The 2,918-nt window shown below is 68.6% G+C and carries 3 protein-coding genes; 2 read left to right on the top strand and 1 reads right to left on the bottom strand.

Annotated elements, in window-relative coordinates:
• On the top strand, nt 1-440 hold a 440-nt coding region (locus tag AC08ON_RS01665), incomplete at its 5' end, for an ACT domain-containing protein (RefSeq protein ID WP_476616332.1).
• Between the two features lie 334 nt (nt 441-774).
• The gene (gene cutA, locus AC08ON_RS01670; protein ID WP_476606156.1) at nt 775-1,113 is read left to right on the top strand and encodes a divalent-cation tolerance protein CutA; all 339 of its coding nucleotides are present in this window, start codon (nt 775-777) and stop codon (nt 1,111-1,113) included.
• On the opposite strand, the gene AC08ON_RS01675 is transcribed toward cutA, so the two are convergent.
• Complete coding sequence (locus tag AC08ON_RS01675; RefSeq protein WP_476606155.1) at nt 1,106-2,629, bottom strand: helix-turn-helix domain-containing protein; 1,524 nt, start codon at nt 2,627-2,629, stop codon at nt 1,106-1,108. The genes cutA and AC08ON_RS01675 overlap by 8 nt on opposite strands.
• Nucleotides 2,630-2,918 lie beyond the last annotated feature (289 nt).

Below are 2,918 nucleotides of genomic sequence, written 5' to 3' on the forward strand. Positions count from 1 at the left end.
CGCGATGTTGCCTTCCGCTGCCCGGAGACGTGGTCGTCGGCTTCGCGACGCACGGCAGCACCGTGTCTCTGCACCGCCGGGAGTGCATGAACGCCACCGAGGCGGGGTCGGACCGCGAGCGCGTCGCGGTGGCGACCTGGTCGGCACCACAGGCGCAGATTTTTCCCGCGGAGATCGTCGTCGAGGCGTTCGACCGCTACGGGCTGCTCGCGGACATCACCGAGGTGCTCTCGGAGATCTCGGCGTCCGTCCGCGCGGCCTCGACGACCACATCCGATGATCGGGTCGCGCATGCGCGTTTCACGATCGAGGTCACCGGGCCGGAGCAACTGGACAAGGTGCTCGGCGCGGTGCGCGGCGTCGGCGGTGTCTACGACTGCTACCGCGTGTGCCAGACCCAGGGGTCGTCGGCTCACGGCGCGCCCGCCGGGGACGGGTGAAGCCAGCGCAGGGCGGCGGTGGCACCGACCCGGGCGGGGGACCGCGGCAGCGGTAGGACCAACCGGTGGGTGAGACCAGGCTGGTTACGGGAGCAGGCCGGTCTTCTCCGGTCGGCGTGGGGTGCTGTCTCTTGCGCCCAGCGCGGCCTTTCCGCGCCGGAATGTACCCTCCCGATCAACCGGCGGTAAACGGCTTGCGACTGAACCGCCCATTCCGGGTGGATCCGGGTGGAATGTCACGCGGAGAATACGTCCGATCCTCCCGGGCGCCGTAAATTCAACGGCTACCGCCACTGATCGATGTAGGGTATCTTGCGTATCCATCGTTTTAGAGATGGGAGTGCGCGTGGGTCACCTTCAGGTCATCGTGAGTATCGACTCCCGGGAAAGCGCTGACCGTATCGGCAGGCTCCTGGTGGAGGCGCGTCTGGTCGCCTGTTTCCAGGTGATCGGACCGATGAGCAGCACCTACCGCTGGAAGGGCCAGATCGAGCAGGCCGAGGAATGGCTCTGTCTGGCGAAAACGACCACCGAACGATTCGATGAGCTACATGAGCGGCTCGTGGTCCTCCACCCCTACGAAAATCCCGAGATCATTGCCACGCCGATCGTCGCCGGCCATGCCGACTATCTGGGCTGGATCAGCGCCGAGACGGCACCCACCGTCAGGTGAGTGCCCGCAGCTGCTCATCGAACTCGCGCACGGCCTGGGTGTGCTGCCAGGGCCGCAGGTGCTCCCGGGCGTGGCGGATACGGGCCAGGCCCAGCGAGAAGTCCGTCTGGAGCACGATCGCGAGGGACTCGGCCGCGAAGTGGCAGGCCGCCTCGATCTCCCGCCGCTGGATGTGCACCTCCGCGATGTCGCTCATCAGCAACGACCGCTTCTTCGTCGCACCGGGAGCGGCCGCCCGCAGTGCCTCGGTGGCCGCGGCGTAGGCCGCGGCGGGTCGCCGTAGCCGCGTGTAGGTGGTGACCTTCAGGCCATCGAGCCGGCCCCGGTCGAAGAACTGCGTCCAGACCCGGTCCCCGTCGCTCTCGCCCCGGTCGAAGGCATCCTGGGCACGGTCGAGGGCGGCCAGCGCCGCCCGGCCCTCGCCGCGAGCAGCCTGCTCCTCGGCCTCCCGGGCAGCCAGCCAGGCCCTGGTCATCACCGTGCTGCCCGTGGCGGCTCGCCGCTGGGCTTCACCGAGCAGCGCGCAGGCCTGGTCGTGGCGGCCACGGCTGGCGGTCTGGTAGCTCTCGTAACCGAGTACGCAGGCCCACAGGGCGTTGTCATCGGCCTCGCGGGCGGCCTCGATGGCCACCCGGTAGTAGGCGACGGCCGCGGGCAGGTCGTTCATGTCGAACGAGAGCCATCCGGCGAGCGCCGCCGTCTCCCCGGCGGTGGAGGTCAGCTCACGGCGCACCGGGGACCGGCTCGTGGTCTCCAGCAGCTGACTGAGCCTGTTCAGATGCCCGGTGACCCGCTTTATCAGGATTCGGGCGGGAACGCGTTCCTCCAAGCCGTACAGCCCCGCGGTGAGCTGGCCCAGCTCGTTGACGAGCTCCGGGGTCACCGTGCTACGGCGACGCAGCGCCGCCGAGAGGCGCTCCCAGGGCGGAGTGTCCGTGACGCCGTTCATGGGCACGACGGCGACGCCGCCCGCCGCGGCGAAGAGTCGGAGAAAGTCCCGACGTTCCACGGGAATACCGTTCGTGTCGATCATGTCGGTGCCGGAGTGAAGTACGAGTGTGCCCGCGGCGCCCGTCTCGCAGGCCGCCTGTTCAAGGTTCATCGACGCGGCGACGGCCGTACCCTGACCGGTTCCGCCCCGCAGTGCTCCGACGGCGGCGGGAAGCGCTTCGTCATCCACAAAACCGAGCTCCGCCGACGACCGGCCGAATAGCGCCCGCAACAACCGCTGATAACGCAGGCTTGGTTTCTTGTCGCCCTTCTCCCACTTACAGATCATGTTGCCGGTCACCCCGGCCTCGCGACCCTCGTGGATGACGGAGAACCGACGGATCTCGGTGGCGAGCCGTTCCTGCGACCAGCCCCGTTCCTCCCGACTCAGTCGCAGCCGGGTGTTGGGCGTGCGGGTGTTGGGTGTGCGGGTGTTGGGCGTCCTGTCGCCACCGGATACCTCAGGTGTTGGCGCGGGGGCCACCGGTGCGCGGGGAACTGCCGAAGGACCGGTCGTGAGCTGCATCGGGGCCTCCGAAGTCGATCGGTTGACTCCAGGAGCTTAACCCTCTGTGAGATAAGACGGTCATGCTCGGGCGTGGTCCCTTCGGGACCATCCACGGCAAAAGTGTGGTCATCCCGACGCGCCTGCGGCCGCCAGCGTCTTCGCCGAGTGCCGCCTTCTAGAGTGTGATGGCGTGAGAGCCGGCCCCCTCGACCGAAGCCCTCGTCCACGACGTCCCGTTCCACCAGCCCGACCGCTGCGCGCGTGGCAGCGTGCGGCCCTGGAGATCTACCGGTCACGGTCGTCGTCG

This window comes from Frankia sp. CoWAU3, from assembly GCF_977971855.1.

Bases quoted from the DNA above. Each gene is read 5' to 3' on its own strand.
- AC08ON_RS01675 (WP_476606155.1), bottom strand. From the start codon at position 2,629: ATGCAGCTCACGACCGGTCCTTCGGCAGTTCCCCGCGCACCGGTGGCC.
- cutA (WP_476606156.1), top strand. From the start codon at position 775: ATGGGAGTGCGCGTGGGTCACCTTCAGGTCATCGTGAGTATCGACTCC.